This window comes from Virgibacillus sp. NKC19-3 (assembly GCF_019837165.1).
Taxonomy (GTDB): Bacteria; Bacillota; Bacilli; order Bacillales; family Amphibacillaceae; genus Virgibacillus_L; species Virgibacillus_L saliphilus.
This window is the reverse complement of record NZ_JAGYHC010000001.1, coordinates 1,064,749-1,084,970: the sequence shown is the minus strand read 5'-3', so window position 1 is coordinate 1,084,970 and position 20,222 is coordinate 1,064,749. Positions and strand designations below refer to the sequence as shown.

19 protein-coding genes are annotated in these 20,222 nt (G+C 42.9%); 12 read left to right on the top strand and 7 right to left on the bottom strand.

All coding sequences use genetic code 11. The features are described from left to right. The first annotated feature begins 62 nt into the window (after positions 1-62). The 7 genes from KFZ56_RS05375 (at position 63) to opp4C (ending at position 7,904) form a co-directional block, all read left to right on the top strand. The gene (locus tag KFZ56_RS05375; RefSeq protein ID WP_222640759.1) at positions 63-1,067 is read left to right on the top strand and encodes a DUF3231 family protein; all 1,005 of its coding nucleotides are present in this window, start codon (positions 63-65) and stop codon (positions 1,065-1,067) included. A gap of 8 nt (positions 1,068-1,075) precedes the next feature. Continuing rightward, positions 1,076-1,555 carry a hypothetical protein gene (locus KFZ56_RS05370; protein ID WP_222640758.1) on the top strand — a complete coding sequence of 160 codons (480 nt, stop codon included), beginning with the start codon at positions 1,076-1,078 and terminating at the stop codon, positions 1,553-1,555. Positions 1,556-1,923: 368 nt separating this feature from the next. Continuing rightward, positions 1,924-2,895: an ABC transporter ATP-binding protein gene (locus KFZ56_RS05365; RefSeq protein ID WP_309228256.1), complete on the top strand. Its 972-nt coding sequence runs from the start codon at positions 1,924-1,926 to the stop codon at positions 2,893-2,895. Between the two features lie 15 nt (positions 2,896-2,910). Continuing rightward, positions 2,911-3,939, top strand: coding sequence for an ABC transporter ATP-binding protein (locus tag KFZ56_RS05360; RefSeq protein ID WP_222640756.1), 1,029 nt, complete (start codon positions 2,911-2,913; stop codon positions 3,937-3,939). 89 nt (positions 3,940-4,028) lie between these two features. Further along, entirely contained in the window at positions 4,029-5,837 is a 1,809-nt protein-coding gene (locus KFZ56_RS05355) for a peptide-binding protein (protein WP_222640755.1), read from the top strand. A gap of 163 nt (positions 5,838-6,000) precedes the next feature. Beyond that, positions 6,001-6,969 carry an ABC transporter permease gene (locus KFZ56_RS05350; protein WP_222640754.1) on the top strand — a complete coding sequence of 323 codons (969 nt, stop codon included), beginning with the start codon at positions 6,001-6,003 and terminating at the stop codon, positions 6,967-6,969. Positions 6,970-6,980: 11 nt separating this feature from the next. Next, positions 6,981-7,904, top strand: coding sequence for an oligopeptide ABC transporter permease (gene opp4C / locus KFZ56_RS05345; RefSeq protein ID WP_222640753.1), 924 nt, complete (start codon positions 6,981-6,983; stop codon positions 7,902-7,904). A 48-nt stretch (positions 7,905-7,952) separates the two neighbouring features. Here opp4C and KFZ56_RS05340 read toward each other — a convergent pair whose 3' ends face one another. Continuing rightward, the gene (locus KFZ56_RS05340; RefSeq protein WP_222640752.1) at positions 7,953-9,080 is read right to left on the bottom strand and encodes an NAD(P)/FAD-dependent oxidoreductase; all 1,128 of its coding nucleotides are present in this window, start codon (positions 9,078-9,080) and stop codon (positions 7,953-7,955) included. 138 nt (positions 9,081-9,218) lie between these two features. Here KFZ56_RS05340 and KFZ56_RS05335 point away from each other — a divergent pair, with 138 nt between their 5' ends. The 3 genes from KFZ56_RS05335 (at position 9,219) to KFZ56_RS05325 (ending at position 12,448) form a co-directional block, all read left to right on the top strand. Then, positions 9,219-10,124: a nuclease-related domain-containing protein gene (locus tag KFZ56_RS05335; protein WP_222640751.1), complete on the top strand. Its 906-nt coding sequence runs from the start codon at positions 9,219-9,221 to the stop codon at positions 10,122-10,124. A gap of 828 nt (positions 10,125-10,952) precedes the next feature. Then, positions 10,953-11,684 carry an ABC transporter ATP-binding protein gene (locus KFZ56_RS05330; RefSeq protein WP_222640749.1) on the top strand — a complete coding sequence of 244 codons (732 nt, stop codon included), beginning with the start codon at positions 10,953-10,955 and terminating at the stop codon, positions 11,682-11,684. After that, complete coding sequence (locus KFZ56_RS05325) at positions 11,681-12,448, top strand: ABC transporter permease (protein ID WP_222640748.1); 768 nt, start codon at positions 11,681-11,683, stop codon at positions 12,446-12,448. Before KFZ56_RS05330 ends, KFZ56_RS05325 begins: the two co-directional genes overlap by 4 nt. Here KFZ56_RS05325 and KFZ56_RS05320 read toward each other — a convergent pair. Next, positions 12,419-12,760, bottom strand: a complete 342-nt coding sequence (locus KFZ56_RS05320) for a hypothetical protein (RefSeq protein ID WP_222640747.1) — start codon at positions 12,758-12,760, stop codon at positions 12,419-12,421. The genes KFZ56_RS05325 and KFZ56_RS05320 overlap by 30 nt on opposite strands. A gap of 78 nt (positions 12,761-12,838) precedes the next feature. Between KFZ56_RS05320 and KFZ56_RS05315 the strand changes: the two genes are divergently transcribed. Then, on the top strand, positions 12,839-13,576 hold the full coding sequence (locus KFZ56_RS05315) for a YqjF family protein (RefSeq protein WP_222640746.1): 738 nt from the start codon (positions 12,839-12,841) through the stop codon (positions 13,574-13,576). A gap of 119 nt (positions 13,577-13,695) precedes the next feature. Next, a complete protein-coding gene (locus KFZ56_RS05310; protein WP_222640745.1) occupies positions 13,696-14,355 on the top strand; it encodes an HAD family hydrolase in 660 nt (219 codons plus the stop codon). A 113-nt stretch (positions 14,356-14,468) separates the two neighbouring features. Here the strand turns inward: KFZ56_RS05310 and KFZ56_RS05305 are convergent, their stop codons facing one another. From KFZ56_RS05305 to ltrA, 5 genes are all read right to left on the bottom strand, one after another. Then, entirely contained in the window at positions 14,469-14,951 is a 483-nt protein-coding gene (locus tag KFZ56_RS05305; RefSeq protein ID WP_222640744.1) for a PaaI family thioesterase, read from the bottom strand. An 842-nt stretch (positions 14,952-15,793) separates the two neighbouring features. Further along, positions 15,794-17,134, bottom strand: coding sequence for a CitMHS family transporter (locus KFZ56_RS05300; protein WP_222640742.1), 1,341 nt, complete (start codon positions 17,132-17,134; stop codon positions 15,794-15,796). Between the two features lie 246 nt (positions 17,135-17,380). After that, a complete protein-coding gene (locus tag KFZ56_RS05295) occupies positions 17,381-18,031 on the bottom strand; it encodes a response regulator (RefSeq protein WP_309228255.1) in 651 nt (216 codons plus the stop codon). Then, positions 18,024-18,761, bottom strand: coding sequence for a sensor histidine kinase (locus tag KFZ56_RS05290; protein ID WP_255584852.1), 738 nt, complete (start codon positions 18,759-18,761; stop codon positions 18,024-18,026). The genes KFZ56_RS05295 and KFZ56_RS05290 overlap by 8 nt, the downstream gene beginning before the upstream one ends. Positions 18,762-18,901: 140 nt before the next feature. After that, positions 18,902-20,161, bottom strand: coding sequence for a group II intron reverse transcriptase/maturase (gene ltrA, locus KFZ56_RS05285; RefSeq protein WP_222640737.1), 1,260 nt, complete (start codon positions 20,159-20,161; stop codon positions 18,902-18,904). Between the last annotated feature and the right edge of the window lie 61 nt (positions 20,162-20,222).

The window sequence follows — 20,222 nt, the reverse complement described above, 5'->3', positions numbered from 1 at the left end:
TCTATTCCAACCCACTGGAGATAACTGAGATAATCGCAAACAACGAAAGGAGTAATCGAAAAATGGGAGATTATAAACATATTGAGCTTACCGCATCCGAAATATCTACCCTTTGGACAACGTACCAAAGTGACACCATGGCAATATGCGGGCTTAAACATTTCCTGTCTCATGTTGACGATGAAGAAGTACGTACGATGATTGAGCATAATTTAACTCTAAAAGAGCAACGTGTTGAAATAGTAACGAATTTTTTTATTCAGGAGGACTATCCGATACCCCAAGGGTTTACCGGGCACGATATTACTTTGGAAGCACCGCGCCTTTTCTCAGATAAACTTTATCTGGAATACATGCTAAATATGGCAAATTTAGCTCTGGTATCCAATACCTCTGCCCTTGTGTCTGCTGAGCGCGAGGATGTGATCGACTTTTACACCGAAAACGTAACGACTGCGCAGGATCTTCATAAGCAACTCAAGGAGTTACTGAAGGAAAAAGGCATTTATATCCGTGCCCCCCTTCTTCCAAAACCGAAGCAGATTGATTTTGTAAAGAAGCAGAGTTTCTTGGCAGGTTGGTTTGCAGATCGTCGACCTTTACTTGGAGTTGAAATTACCCATCTTATTTTTAACGCAAGACGAAATGCCCTAGGACAAGCCTTGATCACGGGATTCAGTCAGGTCGCACAAACCAAGGAAGTTAGGAAGTTTTTTGAAAGAGGACGCGACATCTCCGGGAAACATGCCGAAATATTTTCCTCTATTTTAAATGAAGATTATCTATCGAATAGCGCATTATTAATGACACCCGAGGTAACAGAATCAACGGTTTCTCCCTTTTCAGATAAGTTGATGATGGAGTTGGTTACTGTCTTAATAGCATCTAGTATAGGCCAATATAGTGTGGGACTGGCGGCAAGTCCAAGGAGAGACCTAGCCGCTCAATATACACGTTTATCAGCAGAGATAGCTGCCTATGCGGAAGACGGGGCGAATATTATGATTGATCATGGCTGGATGGAACAACCTCCAATGGCAGCAGATCGAAAAAAATTAGCGAAATAGGAAAGCCTATGGAGAAAAAGATAAATAAAAAAAGCAAAAAATTAGAGGCTCTATTATGGAGTATTGCCCTCCCCGGATTCGCACAATTATTAAATCAAAAGTATGGAAAAGGCTTTTTATTGGTTGGCCTGGAATTTTTAGTGAATGTGATGGGAAATTTCAATCGTGTGATTGTATTAAGTTTCAATGGAAAAATCCCGGAAGCCATTGAAGCGACCAATTATTTGTGGCTTATGTTTTACCCATGTTTATATTTCTTTGCCATTTGGGATGCCTATAAAGATGCAGGCGGAGGAGAAAAACCATTTGCATACTTACCTCTTGTGTTCTCAGCCTATTTTGTAACAATAGGCTTGATTTTTTCCGCTAGGTTTACAATTTTTGGAACCTTGATTGGACCCATGTGGCTGCCGATCCTGTTTTTGCCAATTGGCTTAGGAGTAGGGGCAATTATTCGATATATGTTATTAAAGATTTATGCTGACTGAGGCAGAAGTATGGTTGTTGCTTTTACCGGTTGGAACGTGCTCTTTTGCATTCAAACACCCACTATCCCGTATGGGTACGTTTTATATCGGTTTACACAAGCAGAAATCCGCTTCTTCGCTTCTTTTTTTGACCTTAATATTTCCAATATTCTTACATATACTTTTATCCTGATGAATATAATCATACCAATAGTCTCTACCAGTATCTGCCCCCTTTTTCTACTTTTTTAATTTCACTATTTTTATAAAAAACATAAAATTCATTTTGAAAAACTATTGAAAAATATCAAAAATAGTATATACTTTAGCTTAGCTAGTACATTTTGCTTACTATGTGCAACAATTCAACCCAAAGTGAGGTGAAGCGAGTGACCCAAAAGCCATTATTACAAGTTGAAGGGTTAAAAACGCATTTCTTCTTAGAAGACAACATGGTTGCTAAGGCAGTTGATGGGATTGACTTTCAAGTAAAGCCCGGAGAAACAGTGGCAATCGTCGGGGAATCAGGAAGTGGCAAGAGCATCACATCATTGTCTATCATGCAATTGGTTAATAAACCGGGAAAGATTATCGAGGGCAAGATTAGCCTTGAGGACGAAAATCTACTAGAAAAGTCAGGGAAACAGATGACAAAAATCCGCGGTAATGACATTGCAATGATTTTCCAAGAACCGATGACAGCATTAAATCCCGTATACACAATAGGCAACCAGATTATGGAAACAATAAGAAAGCATCAGAATCTATCCAAACATGCAGCGAGACAGGAAGCAATCGAATTATTAAAAGTCGTCGGATTTCCCAGGGCCGAAGAAGTAATGCATGAATATCCTCACCAGTTGTCGGGTGGTATGAGACAACGGGCGATGATTGCGATGGCAATCTCCTGTGAACCAAAACTGCTTATCGCAGATGAACCTTCCACCGCACTCGACGTTACGATCCAAGCACAAATATTAGACTTATTAGATGAAATGAAAGAAAGGCTTAATATGGCAATACTTCTAATCACACACGATTTAGGCGTTGTTGCCGAATACGCAAATCGCGTCCTTGTTATGTATGGCGGCCAGGTTGTTGAAGAAGCGCCCGTAGAACAGCTATTTGACACAACCAAACACCCATATACGACAGGGCTGCTAGGTAGCTTACCCAGTCTTGAAAAAGAGACTCGTAGACTTGGAGCAATTAAAGGCACGGTTCCACCCGCACATAGCTTTCCGAAAGGCTGCCGCTTTTCCGATCGATGTCCACATGTAATGGATCGCTGTTATGAAGCAAACCCGGAGCTACTTGAAATTGAAGTCAATCATCAGGTTCGTTGTTATCTTTATGAATAAGGGGGGCCGCATAACGTGACACTTGAACAACTATCCAAACAGCAAACCAAAAAAGAAAGAGACGAAAAAGAAGTACTCGTACAAGCGAATCATATCAAAAAATATTTTCCCATTAAGGGAGGCGTTTTCAAACACACCGTAGGCCAAGTTAAAGCAGTAGATGACGTCTCTATTGAAATTAAAAAAGGGGAGACATTTGGTCTTGTTGGAGAATCAGGATCCGGTAAATCAACACTAGGCCGTGTTATACTCCGTCTCCTTCAGCCAACAGAAGGAGAAATCCTATTTGAAGGTAATGATATTTCCCTTTTAAGCAGGCGGAAACTCCGAGAATATCGAAAAAACATGCAAATCGTTTTTCAGGATCCTTTCGCTTCCCTTAATACGAAAATGAGTGTTGGAGAACTAATCGAAGAACCACTGCTTGTTCAAACCTCAGCCAAAAAAGCAGAACGGAAAGAAAAATCTAGCGAACTACTGGAAAGAGTAGGCCTGCGGGCAAGTGACCGCATGAAATACCCCCATGAATTTTCCGGTGGACAACGTCAACGAATCAGTATTGCGCGCGCCCTGGCACTTAATCCGAAATTTATTATTTGTGATGAGCCGGTTTCAGCGCTCGATGTATCGATTCAAGCACAAGTGTTGAATTTAATGGCTGACTTACAAGAAGAATTTGATTTAACTTATCTTTTCATCGCGCATGATTTAAGTGTTGTGAAACACATTAGCGACCGTGTGGCCGTTATGTATCTTGGGCGTATCGCTGAGATCGCACATAAGAAAGCGCTTTATGATAACCCGCTTCATCCATATACACAAGCATTACTTTCATCTGTGCCGCAAACGGATATTCATCGTCGTCGTGAAAAGATACACCTGAGTGGAGATTTACCAAGTCCGTCCGACCCGCCTTCCGGATGTGGATTCCGGACCAGGTGCCCTCTTGCTCACGATCGATGTCAGGTAGAACGTCCGGAATTAACGGATATGGGAGGCGGTCATTACGTCGCATGCCACTTATACGATGAGGTCGACACATAAAAGATGGATTTTACTACTGAATGGAGGTGATTCATGGAAAATGAAAGGGCTATCATGTAGCGATGCAAAAATATAAGGGGGATAATGTAATGATAAAACGAAAATGGTTACTGCTATTCATGTTTTTACTAACAATCGGAATTGTATTAGCCGCTTGTAACAGCGATACTTCAGGTGGCGAGGAGAATGGGGACGGAGAAGCTAATGCGGAGGAAGAGACAGAAGAAACGGGAGATAAAGGCGAAGAAGACGCTGGTGAACCGGAAATGGGCGGTACATTGACAGGTGCCATGGATACAGCCCCTGCTGGTGTATTTAACCCTATTTTTTATGAAGAGGCCTATGAAGCAAACATTTTGGACTTCACCCATGAAGGGCTACTCACCCAAAATGAAGAGTTGGAATTCGAACCGAATTTAGCAACAGAATGGGAAATTAACGAGGATCAAACCGAAATCACATTACACCTTGAAGAAGGCGTCACATGGCATGACGGGGAAGATTTCACGGCAGATGATGTTGTCTTTACGTACCAAGCCATGTCCAGCCCCGGCTATATTGAAGCAGGTGGTATTCGTACAGAATACGTTGAGAGACTGCTAGGTTACGAGGAATTTAATGACGGGGATACAGACGAATTTGAAGGCGTTGTCGCTGACGATGATCATACGGTTACCTTTAAATTTGAAAATCCTAATGTCACGATTGAAAAAGATGTAAGTTTCGACATTATTCCAGAACATATCTTTGGAGATGTCCCTATTGATGAAATGCCGGAACATCCGGCAACACTTAACGCCGGGGAAGTTATCGGTACCGGACCATTCCAGTTCACCGAAATGCTTGACCGTGAACAATACGTACTTGAAAAGAACGCAGACTATTGGAATGGCGAGCCATACCTGGATCAGGTCGTCTGGCGTATTGTTGAACAATCCGTCATGCTTGGATTACTGGAAAATGGGGAGATTGATTTCATCGGCGATCCAACCGGTGTCCCACCAGCAGACTATGACTCCTTGGCAGGCGTTGACCATATCGACCTCATCGAACAGACGGATTTTGGGTATCAGCTGATGGGATATAAAGTCAACCACCGCCCGGATGCTGACGTGGAAAGTGGTACCATTGATCCGGATAACTGGGAGGAAAATGAGGATATGGGCGACCAATTAGTACGCCAAGCAATGGCCTATGCGGTTGACCGTGAGGCACTCATTGACAACCTATTATACGGACATGGTTCTGTTATTAATGCACCAATCGCGCAGCAATTCTGGGCTTATGATGAGGATGCTGGCACACCTTACGAATATGATCCGGAACAAGCGAATGCATTGCTTGATGAAGCAGGTTATGTCGATACAAATGATGATGGCATGAGGGAGACGCCGGACGGGGAAGAATGGGTCGTTAACCTGAATTATCCTACAGGGAACGAACTTCGTGAAGATGCTGCACCCATTATTGCCCAATTTCTAGAGGAAGTCGGTATTACCATCGACTTGCGTCAACCGAAGGAAATGACAGCATACGTGGAGGAATTAACCGACGATAACACGGATTGGGATCTTTATTTACTTGGTTGGAGTTTAGGAAGCGGTGACCCTGACCCAGCTGGTTTATGGGGGGCTAATGCTGCTTACAATTACTCTCGCTGGAACAATGAGGAATCCGAGCAACTCATGCAAGAAGCGATGCAGCCTCCAGAGGCATTCGAACAAGATTACCGCGCCGAGAAATACAGTGAATGGCAATCTGTTTTCTCAGAAGACTTACCGGCGCTTCTCTTATTTGCACAAAACTCCATTTACGGGATGAATGAGCGAGTAAATGGGATTGACCCAATGCCATACCAATTCAATAATGATCCGGAATTATGGTGGGTATCCGAGTAATAAGCGAAATGGTTAGGAAAAAGCGTGCGGCGAATTCACGCGCATGCTTTTTCTTTTCAAACATTACTTGAGCAGTTAGCCGACGCACCATAAAAACAAACAATGATAGCTATTTCCATCAGTAGATATAAATATCCCGTTTTTTAATCAGGGGGGAGATTCAGTGTATAAATATATCATTCGCCGTATTCTCATTTTTATCCCAATGCTTTTCTGCTTAACCGTCATTGTATTTGGACTTGCATTAGCAGCTCCTGGGGATGCTCTAACAGGCCAATCACTCTCGGATCCGAATGTCGACCCGGAAGTGTACGAGCAACAACGGGAAGCCTTAGGATTAAATGATCCGGTACCTGTTCAATATTGGCGTTGGATTAGCTCTGCCGCACAGGGCGATTTTGGCGACTCTTTAGTTTTTAACGGACGTACAGTGGCTGAATTAATTGAGGCCCGTTTTTTAAACACGCTTTATTTAGGTCTTTTTTCATTAGGTATTACGATTATTGTAGGAATTCCAATTGGGATTTATTCTGCTAGAAACCCGTACTCGCTGCTTGATTATGGCGCAACAGGATTTGGCTTTTTAGGTCTGGCGATTCCAAACTTTTTCTTTGGACTGATTGCTATTTATCTTTTGTCGATTCATTTAGGCTGGTTCCCGGCACAGGGAACACTTTCTACGCCGGGGCTCACTGGATTTGAAGCATTTAAAGATCGCATACACCACATGATATTACCTGGGATCACACTTGGCTTGGCGGGAACAGCAACCTACATGCGTTACATGCGCTCGGAAGTACTTGATGTTCTTGGCAGCGACTATATCCGTACAGCAAGAGCAAAGGGAATGACAGATCGTAATGTCCTCTACAAGCACACGTTGCGCAATGCACTCATTCCTATTATTACCATCATGGGATTTGAAGTTGGCGTGCTGTTAAGCGGTGCAGTCATTACCGAGCAAGTCTTTCAATATCCAGGTTTAGGAACGTTATTTCTGAGTTCAGTCACAAATCGCGATTTCCCGGTCGTTATGGCGATTGCCTTGATACTTGGAATACTCATCCTTGTAGGTAATTTATTGGCCGATATCTTTTATAGCATTATCGACCCAAGAATCCGATATGATTGAGGTGAATGTATATGCAGCCAAATCCACAAGAAACACCATCAACACAGCCGGAAATGAGTCCAAGCGGGCTACAACATAAAAGCAAAAGCCCCTTTCAATTGGCGTTTCGCCGATTCATGAAAAATAAAATGGCCGTTATAAGTAGCTTTCTTCTCGTGATCATTATTGCCGTTTGCGTTCTTGCTCCTGTATTTACCGATCTGGATCCGGAAAAGACAGATCTATTACTAGTGGAAAAGGGGCCGAGTGATGAACATATTTTAGGTACCAATGGACAAGGACAGGATAACTTTTCAAGGTTGTTATACGGCGGTCGGATTTCATTGATCGTCGGCTTTAGCGCCATGTTCTTCACCCTTACCATCGGTGTTGTGCTAGGATCAATTGCTGGCTATTATGGTGGAAAAGTCGATAGCATCATTATGCGTGGTGCAGACATTATGCTTATGCTTCCGTTTCTCGTACTTGTCTTAACGATTATGGCAATCATACAGGAAGTAACCATAACATTATTTGTCACCATTATTGCTATAACGGCTTGGCCGAACTTAACACGTATTATTCGAGGAACCTATTTGTCATTAAGAGAACAGGAATTTGTTCAAGGAGCCCAAGCAATCGGAGCAACTGATTTTCGAATTATAGTAAAGCATTTTATTCCAAACGCTATTGGACCCATCATTGTTAATGCGACACTTATGATGGCAAGCTATATCATTATTGAATCCGGACTTAGCTTTATCGGCTTCGGTATTCCGCAGCCAACACCAACATGGGGCAACATGATTTCAGAAGCACAGAATATCCGCATTCTCCGTGAGCATCCGGAAGCCTGGATCCCACCAGGTTTGGCCATTTTTGTTACCGTTTTAGCCATCAACTTTATTGGCGATGGATTACGCGATGCCTTTGATCCAAAAAGTAAAGCCCGTTAGAAAAGAGATCAACCTGCCGTTGTACAGTTGGCAGGTTGCTTTATTTTCCTATACCTTTGCATCCGAACTGAGGGCACGCATCGGTGTATATGGAGAAAGATCTATCCCGGTATCCTCTCCTCTTGTCAAAGCAGCAGCTAATGTACCTACATACGGTCCCATGGTCAGCCCTGATGCTCCCAGGCCTGTTGCTAAAACTACACCGTTTAGCGTTTCCATCTCTCCGAGTATGGGCAAGACATCCGGTCCCATCGGGCGAAATCCGATTCGAACTTCCTGCAGTGTTCCATCAGAAAGGCCAGGAGCTACATGTAATGCCTCTGAAGTAACCTCATGTACACCACCTGCAGTTGTTCGATAATCGAATCCAGCCCCTGTCTCTCTCGTTGCCCCTGCTACTACGCGTGAATCATCAAATGCCAACATATAATGACTGGTTTGCGGCAGGACAACAGGCCAATTCGATGTGTCCGTATTAGGTAAATGGATATGAGCAATTTGTCCACGTTGTGGTTCTACATGTAAATCGATACCTAGAGGTGCTAATAAGGACGGAGCCCAAGCCCCTGTTGCGATCAGAACAGTGTCAGCATATAGCTTTTCGCCATTTACTTCAACACCTTCTACGCTTGTCTTATGATATAGCAACTTTGCTTCCCCTTTTATCATTTCTGCTCCATGTTTTTGAGCAGCACGCTTCAGCGCATTTCGAAGTAAACGCCCGTCCACTCTTGCAGCACCGGGAACAAAAACAGACTCTAAATCTTCATTCAACAATGGAAATCGCTCTCTTGTCTGAGCAGCATTGAGCCTTACAATGTCCCCCATTTCAGGTGCATCTTTTTGTTTGGCAGATGCTCTACGCTCAATTTCATCCAGGGTTTCAGTATCCGAATTTACAGCTAATGCGCCTACTTTTTTATATCCTACGTCATGTTCTCCATCCTCTTTTAACTGCGCAATTAATGTAGGATAGAAACGCGCACCACCTTTTGCAATGCTATACCAATCCTCATCTTGCACACTTGATATCCATGGACATACAATTCCTGCACCAGCTGATGTTGCATTTCCTTGATGTTCTTTATCAACCACTATGACATCGATATTATTTTTTGCCAGATGATAAGCTGCACTTGCACCGACGATGCCACTCCCTATTATGATTATTTTCATAGACTCACTCCCATATAAATCTTATATTATGTTTATTATACCAAATCAAAAGGTATGTCAGGGAAGCGGACAAATTTTTACGTGATTCATTTTTATAACAGAATGAAATTAGAAATTAGAAAGAAAAGGATGTGGATGATGGCATATAAAATACGTACGAAATCAAAAGAGTTAATCATTTTAGAAGCAGTCAACAAGCGAAAACATTTAACTAGCAAGGAGGAAAAGCGCTATTTGCATTTAAAAAAAGGGTATGAAGGGGAAGTACGATTTGACACGATAACAGATACGCTTCAATGTGATTGCTTCATATTAAATGATTTGTTACTTGAAGTAAATAACACCACCTTCCAAATGGATTCTCTCATTATTGCGCCGGGAAAGATGTACGTTTATGAAGTTAAAAATTATGAGGGTGATTATTATTACCAATCGGATAAGCTATTTAAGAGACCCAAATTAGAAGTACTTAATCCCCTTCACCAGTTAAGCAGAAGTGAATCCTTACTGCATCAGTTACTCCTCAACCTCGGATTTAAGCCCCAAATTGATGCCTCAGTAGTCTTTATCAATTCTGCATTCACTTTGTACCAGGCACCTCTGGATAAACCAATTATTTTTCCAACCCAAGTCAATCAATATATCGAGAAGTTAAACACAATTCCTTCAAAATTAACGGAAAAACACAAAAAACTTGCCGATCAATTATTAGCAGCTCATATAACCGATTCTCGATATAATACGTTACCCTCCTACGATTATGAACAATTACGAAAGGGGATTACCTGTCTAAAATGCAAAGCTTTCTCCATATTCGTCGAAAAACGGAAGTGCGTCTGTAAAAAATGTGGGTATGAAGAGCCGGTCACAACTGCTGTATTAAGAAGTGTAAAAGAGTTTAAGACCCTGTTTCCTAATGAAACGATTACAACCAATATTATTCATAATTGGTGCCAAGTCGTGCCATCAAAAAAGACAATAAGAAGAATTCTAGCAGCTAATTTTACTACTATAGGCGTACGCCAATGGACGTACTATGAATAAAATAATCAGCTGCTGGGGATGGGAGCTCATCTATTTGACGTGCCGAGGCCCAGACGTCATATTACATATGGGGACTTTTTTCTCTTATGAGTGACCATCCTCGGGCGAGTTCGCTCTGTTCGGGACTTCATCACCCGGATGAGTGACCATCCTCGAGTGAGTTCGCTCCATTCGGGGCTTCATCGCTTGGATGAGTGACCATTCTCGAGCGAGTTCGCTCCGTTCGGGACTTCATCACTTGGATGAGTGACCATTCTCGAGCGAGTTCGCTCCATTCGGGACTTCATCGCTTGGATGAGTGACCATCCTCGAGTGAGTTCGCTCCATTCGGGACTTCATCGCTTGGATGAGTGACCATCCTTGAGTGAGTTCGCTCTGTTCGGGACTTCATCACTTGGATGAGTGACCATCCTCGAGTGAGTTCGCTCTGTTCGGGACTTCATCACTTGGATGAGTGACCATTCTCGAGCGAGTTCGCTCCATTCGGGACTTCATCACCCGGATGAGTGACCATTCTCGAGCGAGTTCGCTCTATTCGGGACTTCATCACCCGGATGAGTGACCATCCTCGAGTGAGTTCGCTCCGTTCGGGACTTCATCACCCGGATGAGTGACCATCCTCGAGTGAGTTCGCTCCATTCGGGACTTCATCACCCGGAGGAGCTTCGCTTCTCGGTTCCTCAGCAGTGATCGGACATTCTTACTCCAAGCTAATCCCTGTATATCCCAAATAACTTGTCACACCATCCATTTTTGATAATAATGGTACATAGACGGGAAACACTAAATGAGATAAGAATTTATGTACGATTAAGGAAGTGAAATAAATTGACAAGCTATCCTAATGCAGCTGTGCAGTTCCAGCGTGTAAATTATTCCATTGATGGGGTACGTATTTTAAAGGATATTACAGGATATTTTCCAAAGGGGGAAATCACGACATTGATCGGTCCATCCGGCGCCGGAAAAACAACATTATTCCGGTTATGTAATGGATTAAAATCACCGAATTCAGGAGAAATCCACATTAAAAATGAAAAAATCGAAGCATATGAACCAGTGAAATTACGTCGAAACGTTGCGATTGCACTGCAAAGCGCAACCATGTTAAGTGGCAGTGTACAAAAGAATTTAGCCATGCCCCTAACACTGCAAGGAAAACAATTATCAGAAGAAAGAGCGCAGGAATTAATGCGAATGGTAGACCTTGACCCCTCTTTTTTACGCAAAAATTCCAAGGATTTATCCGGTGGACAGCGCCAAAAACTTTCCATTGCTCGTACGCTTGTGAACCAGCCGGAAATTCTATTACTTGATGAAATCACTTCTTCCCTGGATCGTGTCTCCCAACAGGACATCGAAGCACTCATCAAGCAAATCAATCAAAAATATGGAACTACTATTATCTGGATCACACACAACCTGCAGCAAGCACGCACCATTGGGGCATTTACGTGGGTGATGATGGACGGCAAAGTTATAGAATCCGGCAAAAGCGATCTATTGGACGATCCGGAAAATCTTGAAGTAAAACGATTTGTAAAGGGGGAACTGGAATGAGCTTTCTAACATTAGCCATTACACTTATATTTGTCCTCATTCCGATTATCCTATCGAAAACATTTAACTTAGGCCTTGAAAAAGACACGCTTATTGCAACCATTCGTTCCATCATTCAATTGTTAGTGGTAGGTTATATCCTTCAATTCGTATTCAATGCGGAACATATGATTTATATCATGTTAATGATTATGGTCATGATTGCTGCTGCTACACAAAATGCCAGAAAAAAAGGGGCATCTATTAAAGGGATCACATGGAAATTAGTCGTGACATTCATTTTTGTTGAAATATTAACCCAAAGCATCTTGCTTGGTTTGCATATTACACCACCGACTGCCCAATATATCATTCCGATTAGTGGGATGGTCATTGGAAACTCCATGGTGCTCGGCATCCTATTCCTCAATCGATTCACTGCAGAAATGCAGTCACGTCAGGATGAAACGGAACTGATACTATCACTCGGAGGAACGCCTAAGCAAGCGATCCACAAACAGTTGATCACTTCCATTCAAGCGAGTACGATCCCGACAATCGAAAGTCAGAAAACCATCGGACTTGTCCAGTTACCAGGCATGATGAGCGGACAAATCATAGCAGGGGCTGATCCTGTACAAGCCGTACTATTCCAATTGCTCATCCTGTTTCTTCTATTAACAACTGCTGTTGTCACAAGCATCATGCTGGGATCTCTATCGTATCCGACGCTATTTAATCAGCGCATGCAATTTTTAGAAGATCAACTGGAAAGAGTGGAATAAAAGCGGGGAGTTGACCTGTTTTTGGATGGACTCCTCCGTTTTGGGTGGTGCTTCTCCCGTTTTGAAGTCTGGACCTCCCGATTCGAAGACTTCCTCTCCCGGTTCGAAGGCTATCTCTCCCGATTCGAAGGCTTCCTCTCCCGGTTTGGCTGGTTTCTCTCCCGATTCGAAGGCTTCCTCTCCCGGTTTGGCTGGTTTCTCTCCCGATCCGAAGGCTTCCTCTCCCGGTTTGGCTGGTTTCTCTCCCGATCCGAAGGCTATCTCTCCCGATTCGAAAGCTCCCTCTCCCGGTTCGAAGGCTTCCTCTCCCATTTCCACCCTCCTTCTTCCGAATAAAATTTTCACCCATTTGCCATACTAAACATAAATACATCAGCTATAGGAGAAAATATGTATAAATCTATACGAGAAAGCACCCAACATCGTGAATACCCCATACCTGATGGCCCTTGGATCATAACACAAAAGTGGGAGCATTTGTTATTCATGCACCTGCCTATTCCCCAGGAAGTGATAAAGGAGCACATTCCCGAGGGGCTTGAGTTGGACACCTATGATGATAAAGCATGGATTACGATCATACCATTTAAAATATGTGATATGCGCCTTCGCAACATGCCGCCATTTCCTTTTCTGCGTTCCTTTCTGGAACTGAACGTGCGAACCTATGTCAGAAGAAACAAAAAATCGGGTATTTATATGTTCAGCCTTGATGCCGAGAAGCTACTCGTAGTCATAGGCGCCAGAATGACTACATTACCCTATTTTTATGCAAAAATAAAAATGAAGCAAAGAGCAGGTGCCTTCCATTACAGCTCAATTCGCCGTGGTAACTCTGATGCTATTTTTCAAGGAAGTTACCGCCCCATTTCTGGAGCCTATTATCCTGAACGAGATAGCCTGGCTCACTGGTTATTGGAAAGATATTACGTATGGTCTGATCAAGGCGGAGCTTTATTTAGGGGGGACATTCATCATAGACCATGGAAAATTCATGATGCAGAAGCTACGATTCTCCAGCAAAACATGACCCCCTTTCTAGCAGAAAATAGTATCCATGAGGAAGCGCTCCTGCATTATGCGTCCGCTCGCCGTGTTTTATGTTGGCCGATAAAAAAAGTGGAATAACCGGCTTAGCAGTTGGAAGAGTACTCTAGAGAACAAGCGCAAAGCCACCTCCTCTATTTTGACATGCTCTCTAAAAACATGCATGATTATCATAACTCCATATAGAAAAGGTGAAAGAAATGCGTGTTGCCCTATTTGATTTCGACGGTACGTTATATGCGAACGAAACATTTCCCATTTTAATGGATCACTTAAAAAATCATCCCATTTATCATGCCAAATACAATCGATTTTTACGGTCGATTTTACTTCCTTATATTGGAAGCAAATTGAAAATCTATCCCGAAGCTAAAATGAGAGAACATTCCATGCAAATCTATTTATCTGCCCTTGATCAATTATCGAAACAAGAACTAGATACCTATTTCGAGGAGATTGCTGACAAAATGAGGCCGAATTTCAATCAGCAAGTTATGGCGAGATTGGAGCAGCATATCAACAATCATGATCATGTCATACTTATTTCTGGAGCGTATACACCACTGTTTCAATCAGCCGCAAAAGGATTACGTTTTGATACCATCATTGGGACAGACATCCCGTTGCAAGCGCAGCATGTTGATAGTAAATCTCCAATCTACCATGTACAAGCTTCACGAAAAAGAATGAAAATCAACACTGCACTGGCAAATAAAGAAATCGACTGGTCTAATAGTTTCGCGTATGCCGACAGCTATGCAGATCTCCCTGTTTTTGAACTTGTTGGAAACCCGGTCGCGGTCCGGCCCGAGCCACAATTAAAGTCTGTCGCAGAAGCAAGTGGCTGGGAGATCATTTAGCGGAATCAAGCCCCCTGCCGAAGAATAAAGCAATGAAACCATTGGCAGGGGGACAAACATCGACCCTCTCGCCTATCACTATTGCTGTGTCTTCAGTGAACTAGCGTACCACGTTATCCTTTATCATTAAACGTATCCGGCATGACTGCTGCAATGACCTCCGCCTTTGCACAACATACATCATCCGCGAACACTTTCGTATGTACCTTGAATTTCTTCGGATGTATTTCTTCCACGGAACCAATTGCCTTTAACGTAACATTCTGTGGGGTCGGTTTAATAAATTTGACCTCAAGCGATGCCGTAACAAAACGAGGCGCATCCACCCCATCACCAGGCTCATACCCATTCTTCCGGTGCAAGGCAAGTGATGCCGAACCAGTCCCGTGACAATCGATGAATGATGCTATCAACCCGCCATAGACAAATCCAGGAATTGCCGTATACGCAACATGCGGCTTATGAAATGTAACTGTTTGATCACCATCCCATCCTGTCCGGAAATGATGACCGTTCTCATTGAGGCGACCACAGCCATAGCAATAGGAAAAATCATCTGGATAGTCATCCTGAATTGCTTTTACTATTTTACTCATACTTATCCCTCCTTTTTCTTAGTATAACATGTAATTATTTGAAATGTTGTTATATTAGTACAACTTTAGGGAAATTTATTGGAAAACATACTTGAATAGATGTGATCCTCATGCGATGCACAAGAAAGTCGCTCTCTAATACATGCATGATATAAAATCGGTCATCCATATACCTGACAGCCACTATCAAGTACATGATAGAGACAAAATCGATCAGCCATTTACCTGACAACCGCTATCAAGTACATAATAGAGACAAAATTAGTCAGCCACTTACCTGACGGCCGCTATCAAGTACATGATGCAGACAAAATCGATCAGCCATTTACCTGACAACCGCTATCAAGTACATAATAGAGACAAAATTAGTCAGCCACATACCTGACAGCCGCTATCAAGTACATGATGCAGACAAAATCGATCAGCCATTTACCTGACAGCCGCTATCAAGTACATGATGCAGACAAAATCGCTCACCCATTTACCTGACAACCGCTATCAAGTACATGATGCAGACAAAATCGGCCAGCCATTTACCTGACAGCCACTATCAAGTACATAATAGAGACAAAATCGGCCAGCCATATACCTGACAGCCACTATCAAGTACATGATGCAGACAAAATTAGTCAGCCATTTACCTGACAGACGCTATCAAGTACATGATGCAGACAAAATCGATCAGCCACATACCTGACAGCCACTATCAAGTACATAATAGAGACAAAATTAGTCAGCCACATACCTGACAGCCGCTATCAAGTACATGATGGAATCAAAGTCCATATCTCACATACTCCATATAAAAACAGAACGCGTAAATGTTACACGTTCCGCTCCATTTAAACAACACCAATCAATACTGCAATGACCAATAGTACAATACTTAATCCCCATAACCACGGGAGGGAATATTTGATATGACGCCCCATTTCCAAGCCGGATAAGCCAAGCGCCAGCCAAACCGCTGGTGCCAGTGGACTGACAAATGTTCCTACAATATTTCCAATGATCATTGCATATACGGTAGATAACGAACCTGTACCAAAACCTGATGCAATCTGTTCAACTACCGGAAGTAATGCAAAATAATAGGCATCTGTGCTTAACAATAAGTCAAAAGGTACACCCAAGGCACCGATAACCAAATGCAAATATGGCCCAACAGCTTCAGGCATAACGGAGACGCCGTCTTCTGCTATGGCATCGAGCATGCCTGTCCCTGTTAGAATTCCTAAGAATGACCCCGCAGCAAGAATGATCGTTGCCATTGTCAAAGCGTTTGAGGCATGTGCCTTGATTCGTTCTGTTTGATCTTTCAATTTTGGATAATTGATTGGCAGTGCAATACTAAGCCCAATCATAAATGCAAAGCCAGCCGGAATGATCCCCGATACTAACAATGCAACTACACCTATGGCAATGATCGCATTTACCCAAATTAATTTCGGACGTGCAAGCGTATTTTCAGCTTCAGAAAATTGTTCGCCCTCTGTATCCGTCGCTTCTGCTGTCTCCTCAAGTGCAGCCGCAGACGCAACCGCTGCGCCTTGATTTCCAAATTGCTCTTTGATTCTTCGTTTTTCCCTATATCCGAGAAAGACTGCTATACCAATCATTAATACCATACCAATAACCTGAATAGATATAAGCGGATACCATAACTCGGTAACATCCACGCTTAGAACAGAAGATGATCGACCCAAAGGCCCTGCCCATGGGACCATATTCATGATGGAGGCACTTCCGGCGATCAAAAGGAGCAGTAAATATGGGTTCATATTCAGCCGCTTATACAACGGGAGCATAGCCGGGATGGTAATCAGAAATGTCGACGCTCCGGATCCATCTAATTGTGCTACTGCGGCAATCAGCACAGTGGCTACACTTACAGCAATGATATTTCCCTTTGAGAGCACAATCATTTTATTAATTAAAGGATCAAAAAGCCCAGCATCCTGCATAATACCAAAGAAGAGAATCGCAAAAATGAACATAATAGCAACATCAATAACTTGCTCAATTCCTTGATTAAAATATTCGCCAATCTCACCAAAGCCAAAACCGGCAATAAACGCACCTAATAATGGTATTAATACCATCGCAATAACAGGAGAGACTTTCTCCTTGATCAATAGGATGACAATAATTAGTATCGTTGCAAATCCAATTAAACTTAACATACTACCTTCCTTTCCTTCATGCTGCCTTATCTTCCTTAACACTGCTAGTCTTGCCTCTATATTTGTAAGCGCTAGCAAATAACATAAAAAAAATAATCTTTTTTGAGAGTTAGTTAATAAATTAGCATATAAAAAAAGAAGGATAAACCTTCTTATTATAAGTTGCTTATTCCCTATATTCTTCATTTTGTTCATAAGTTGCACGGAGCATATACTTACGCTCCGGTCTGCCTACACTTCCGTATTTTAACGTCGTATGAACCTCCCCGTAGATACCAGGTATTCCAAATAGCGACGTGCCGTGGACCGACTTGTCCCGATCCGGTTACTCAAATCCACAGCAGTTATCCCTTTTTCCTTATTGGGTTTCAAAAGATCTCTAATATCATTCAATGTAATCGGATCAATCCCTTTAGGCAAATTAGTGTTTGTATTGCCGGTATCAGTTTGCGCATCGTTCCCTGTAACAGCGTCAATCTCACGCTGCTCCAACGTTTCTTTCGCAGTAAAAAAATGCCGGTACTGTTTATATCGCTTTAAGGACTGTGTAAAACGTTCAACGTCCACCGGCTTCACAATATAGTCAAAGGCTCCCCCTCTTATTGCTTCTTGAATAGTTGCAGCTTCGTTAGCTGCAGTGACTGCGATGATATCCATATGACGGTAATGATAACGAAGCTGCCAAAGCAACTCCATCCCTTCCACATCAGGAATGTAAATATCTAACAAAATCAACTGTGGCAGAATTGTACATTTTTCCAAATAGGCTAGTGCCTCTTGCCCTGTCTTCACCACTTCCTGAACAATGTAGCCTTCTACACTTTCCACATATTTCCGATTGATTTCAGCAACCCGGAAATCGTCTTCGATAACAAGAACCCGTATATGATCACTCATCTGTGTTTCCTCCATTTTTAGGTATAATCATCACAAAACAGGCGCCTCCCATTTCTCCTTCTTCAAGCATGATCTCTCCCCCTGATTGATGCACAATATGTTGGGTTAACGAAAGTCCACTTCCCCGTCTTCCATTTTCTTTTGTGGAAAATCCCTGTTCGAAAATATGTGGCACATTCGCTTCTGTAATACCGGGGCCGGAGTCGTCTACCTCCACCACGATATCATCCCCTATATCTGTGAAAAAGAGGCTTATTCGCTTATCCCCTTCCTGCCTATTGTTCACAGATTCAATCGCATTTTCAAGCAAGTTACCGAGTCCGGTACGTAACGCCTCCTGTTTAATCCCATGATACGCTTGGTTAAGCTGACTGTCGGGATGAATCGACAAGCTTATCCCAAGTTCATTCATTTGATTGATTTTTCCTTGCAATAATCCTTGCACTACAGGGTCCATTACCTGTTGTGTTAAGAATTGCGATCGTTCCTGCTGGATATTTTTTTCTTTTTTAATAAAATGGATCGCTTCCTGTTTTTCATCTAACTGAAGCAATCCCAGAATCGTATAGAGTTTATTGGAAAATTCATGGGTCTGGGCACGCTGCGCATTGGCATATTGTTTAATTTGCTGCAGTTCACGGGTCATATGCTCCATTTCCGTTTTTTTCCGGAATGTAGCAACGGCACCAGCAATGATTCCTTCCATATATACAGGTACCTGATTTACCAAAACAATCGACTCCCCGAATACCATTTCCGTGTCATACTGGCTTTCCCCACTTTCCAGTACATCAAATCGAGTAGGAGGAGGTGACTAACCTCCGACCTCTCACACCACCATACGTACGGTTCCGTATACGGCGGTTTCATTTATGTCCAACGCTTCGTTAGATAGCTATTAGTTAGACTCTTCAAGCCTTGTTCTGACCAGTATTGGTCACCAAGTGCTCTATGCAAGATAGGGCTATTGGCGGTTCGCCAATAGCTCTTTCTTGTGTTTGCCCATTCCCACGCTTTTCCTTTCTTGATTCCTTGTTTCACAAGATTCTTGTGTTTCGTTTTCACTTTCTTCCACTCTTTCCAACGTATCATTCGTAGACGTCTTCGAATCCATCCGTCGAGTTCCTTGAATATCGTAGGTGTTTCTGCTAACTGGTAGTATCCCAGCCAGCCTGCGAGATATTGATTCAGTTTCTCGATTCTGTCCCCCATATTCATGGATTTCTTTCGAGACGTTAATTCTCGGATTCGTCGCTTGAAACGTTTGATGCTCTCTTTCGCAATCCGTATCTTGGGATTTTCCTTATGAAAGGTGAATGAGAATCCAAGGAATTTACGTTTCCATGGGCGGTCTACCGCACTTTTCTCTTTATTGACTTCCAATTTCATCTTCTTCTCTATAAAGTTGGTGATACTTTCCATTATTCGGTGTCCTGCCCTTTTCGAACGGACATAAATATGAAAGTCATCCGCATAGCGCACGAAATGGAGTCCTCTTTTCTCTAACTCTTTGTCCAGTTCATCCAGGACAATGTTTGAGAGAAGCGGACTTAACGGTCCGCCCTGAGACGCTCCTTCTGTATTCGGATGTACCACTCCGTCTTCCATGATTCCTGCTTGCAGGAATCTGCGGATAAGCTGAAGGACTTTCGGGTCTTTGACCCTCCGACTTAGCGTCCGCATCAAACGGTCGTGGTTTACTTTATCGAAGAATTTCTCTAAATCCATATCAATCACCCAGCGATATCCGTCCTTCATGTATGCCCTAGCTTTCCTTACAGCGTCGTGACCTCGACGCTTTGGGCGGAAGCCATAGCTATTTTCCGAGAAGGTCGGGTCATATATCGTGGTGAGCACTTGTGCGATGGCTTGTTGGATAAATCGGTCTAACACGGTGGGAATACCCAGTTTCCTCATACCGCCGCCTTCTTTACGGATTTTGTAATGGCGGACAGGCTGAGGATAGTAGGTTCCTGTTTCCAGTTGTTCCCGAATAGAAGCCCAGTGTTCAACGATATGCGCTCGTAAGTTTTGTACGGGCATTCCATCAACTCCGTGACTTCCTTTATTGCGCTCTACACGATGCAGAGCTGTCATTAAGTTTTCCCGTGATAGGATTTGTTCCAACATGTTATCTAACTCCTGCGTGAATTGTCCTTTCTTCTTGTGTGGCAATGTCTCTCAGCCCTTC

What these genes read in the sequence shown, in the direction of transcription:
- opp4C (WP_222640753.1), top strand. Translation starts at nt 6,981, where the DNA reads ATGCAGCCAAATCCACAAGAAACACCATCAACACAGCCGGAAATGAGT.
- KFZ56_RS05300 (WP_222640742.1), bottom strand. Translation starts at nt 17,134, where the DNA reads ATGTTAAGTTTAATTGGATTTGCAACGATACTAATTATTGTCATCCTA.
- KFZ56_RS05370 (WP_222640758.1), top strand. Translation starts at nt 1,076, where the DNA reads ATGGAGAAAAAGATAAATAAAAAAAGCAAAAAATTAGAGGCTCTATTA.
- KFZ56_RS05335 (WP_222640751.1), top strand. Translation starts at nt 9,219, where the DNA reads ATGGCATATAAAATACGTACGAAATCAAAAGAGTTAATCATTTTAGAA.
- KFZ56_RS05310 (WP_222640745.1), top strand. Translation starts at nt 13,696, where the DNA reads ATGCGTGTTGCCCTATTTGATTTCGACGGTACGTTATATGCGAACGAA.
- KFZ56_RS05355 (WP_222640755.1), top strand. Translation starts at nt 4,029, where the DNA reads ATGATAAAACGAAAATGGTTACTGCTATTCATGTTTTTACTAACAATC.
- KFZ56_RS05325 (WP_222640748.1), top strand. Translation starts at nt 11,681, where the DNA reads ATGAGCTTTCTAACATTAGCCATTACACTTATATTTGTCCTCATTCCG.
- ltrA (WP_222640737.1), bottom strand. Translation starts at nt 20,161, where the DNA reads ATGTTGGAACAAATCCTATCACGGGAAAACTTAATGACAGCTCTGCAT.
- KFZ56_RS05305 (WP_222640744.1), bottom strand. Translation starts at nt 14,951, where the DNA reads ATGAGTAAAATAGTAAAAGCAATTCAGGATGACTATCCAGATGATTTT.
- KFZ56_RS05295 (WP_309228255.1), bottom strand. Translation starts at nt 18,031, where the DNA reads ATGAGTGATCATATACGGGTTCTTGTTATCGAAGACGATTTCCGGGTT.
- KFZ56_RS05320 (WP_222640747.1), bottom strand. Translation starts at nt 12,760, where the DNA reads ATGGGAGAGGAAGCCTTCGAACCGGGAGAGGGAGCTTTCGAATCGGGA.
- KFZ56_RS05375 (WP_222640759.1), top strand. Translation starts at nt 63, where the DNA reads ATGGGAGATTATAAACATATTGAGCTTACCGCATCCGAAATATCTACC.
- KFZ56_RS05340 (WP_222640752.1), bottom strand. Translation starts at nt 9,080, where the DNA reads ATGAAAATAATCATAATAGGGAGTGGCATCGTCGGTGCAAGTGCAGCT.
- KFZ56_RS05315 (WP_222640746.1), top strand. Translation starts at nt 12,839, where the DNA reads ATGTATAAATCTATACGAGAAAGCACCCAACATCGTGAATACCCCATA.